The sequence below is a fragment of the Micromonospora craterilacus genome (genome assembly GCF_003236315.1).
Classification (GTDB): domain Bacteria; phylum Actinomycetota; class Actinomycetes; order Mycobacteriales; family Micromonosporaceae; genus Micromonospora; species Micromonospora craterilacus.
On record NZ_POTY01000457.1, the window covers coordinates 1 to 1682 of the forward strand.

A 1682-nucleotide genomic window follows, 5' to 3' on the forward strand; every position below is an offset into this window, starting at 1 on the left:
GGAAGGACCACCTTCATACCGGGGTTCTGCGTCTTCTCGTTGCACCGCAACGGATCCGGGCGCGTCCGGACCACCGACCGCGCCAGCTACCCCGAGTCCCTACACCGTTACTCGGAAAGGCTCAGTGCATGGTCCGGCACGCCGAGGTCGTCGATCGGGAAGGCGTGAAACTCCAGCCCGGCGTTGATGGCGGCGACGGCCTCTCCGGTCAGGCCGAGTTCAGCGGCTTCGGTGGAGGTGAGCAGGCAGACAAGGACATCAACGCCGGTGTCGCGTAGTGCATTCATTTCGTCGTCGAGCCAGTCGTTGCCGCGCGGTCGCGGCATCGTGCTCAACCGGCCGGGTGGTGGCGTCGGAATGCGGTACAGCGTGGGCTTGAGTCGCATGCGGCGGCCTGATTCTGGTCGAAGGGCCGTGGTCGTCAGTGTCTTGGGGGGACCAGGCAGAAGGGGTGCCCGGCGGGATCGGTGAGTACCCGGAACCGGTCTCCGCCCGGCTGGTGCTCGGGCTTGGCCGCCCCCAGCTTCAGCCCGTCCTCCCGGGTAAGCCCGGCGAACTCGTCGTCAGACTCGGGATGCAGTGCGAATCCGGTGGCCCGTTGGTAGAACGTGGCCAACTCCAAGGGGTCAGCACAGTCAAGCGTTATCGCCGCAAGGGTCAACGTCGTGTCCACAGGCGACCACTCCTTCACGATGATGTGCCCCTGCATACGATCGGCGGTGTCGTACTGTACGTGCCTGCACGAGGTCACTTCCCACACCAGCCCGAACGCAGCCCACCCGTAAGGCCCGATGAACACGACGGACCGAACGTACGGCCGACTATGGCGACTTCAGTCCGTGACTCTGAGTCAGCCCGACATCCTCTTCTGGCCGCCGTCCGAGCGCTTAGCGTCGGCCACCTCGGCACGCCCGTGGCGAGTGGCAGGTGCGCCCTGGTCAGTCGACCATTACGGCGAAGACCGACGACACCGGCACCGGCCCGGCGCACCGGGAGTCGTTCGACCGGGCACGGCTATCACCCATGACGAAGACGGAGTCGGCCGGCACGGCAACCGCGGCGAACCGGCGCGGCCCGCAGTGGTTCGGGTTCGGCGGCTCGGCGAGCGACGCGTCCTCAGCCACATACGACTCGGCCAGCGGCCTACCGTCGACGGTCACCCTGCCGGAAGTATCGCAGCAGGCAATGGTTTCGCCGCCGACCGCGACGACGCGTTTGAGCAGCGGCGCCTTACGGTCACCCCAGAGACCGCCGGGAGAACGGATCAGGACGACATCGCCGTGCCGTGGCTCATACGTGCCGGTGACTGTCCGTGCGGTGACAACCTGGCCGGCCTTGACCGTCGGCTCCATACTGACGCCGCCCTGGGTGAACTGTTCGGTGGCTCCCGTCTCGGTCGCGTCACCGTCGCCGCAGCCAGCGACAGCCATCACGAGAAGGAGCACCATCAGTCTGCGCATCCGACGGATCCTGCCAGAAGCCGCGGTGCCGTGCGGTCCGCCGGGCGCGGCGCCACCCGGCACTGCTGCCCGAAGGTCACATGCGTTGTCATGCCGCTGACTGCGCGCCGTGTCGTCCAGGTCGCCCCGTCGGCGTCGACCGGGGGATCTCCGGTTTGATCGACTCGGTCTCGGTGGATTGGTGGGCACCGGCGTGGACGTGACCGTCTGCTGCGGTAGGGG

The 1682-nt window shown here is 67.5% G+C and carries 3 protein-coding genes; all 3 read right to left on the minus strand.

Going from position 1 to position 1682, the window contains the following annotated elements; genetic code table 11:
* Window positions 1-107: 107 nt before the first annotated feature.
* Window positions 108-386 (minus strand): protein-tyrosine phosphatase family protein, encoded by a 279-nt coding sequence (locus C1I95_RS33755; protein WP_199524038.1) that lies wholly within the window; start codon window positions 384-386, stop codon window positions 108-110.
* A 35-nt stretch (window positions 387-421) separates the two neighbouring features.
* Complete coding sequence (locus C1I95_RS33760; protein ID WP_233514063.1) at window positions 422-799, minus strand: VOC family protein; 378 nt, start codon at window positions 797-799, stop codon at window positions 422-424.
* A gap of 139 nt (window positions 800-938) precedes the next feature.
* A complete protein-coding gene (gene lepB / locus C1I95_RS33765) occupies window positions 939-1460 on the minus strand; it encodes a signal peptidase I (RefSeq protein WP_111220152.1) in 522 nt (173 codons plus the stop codon).
* Window positions 1461-1682: the final 222 nt, after the last annotated feature.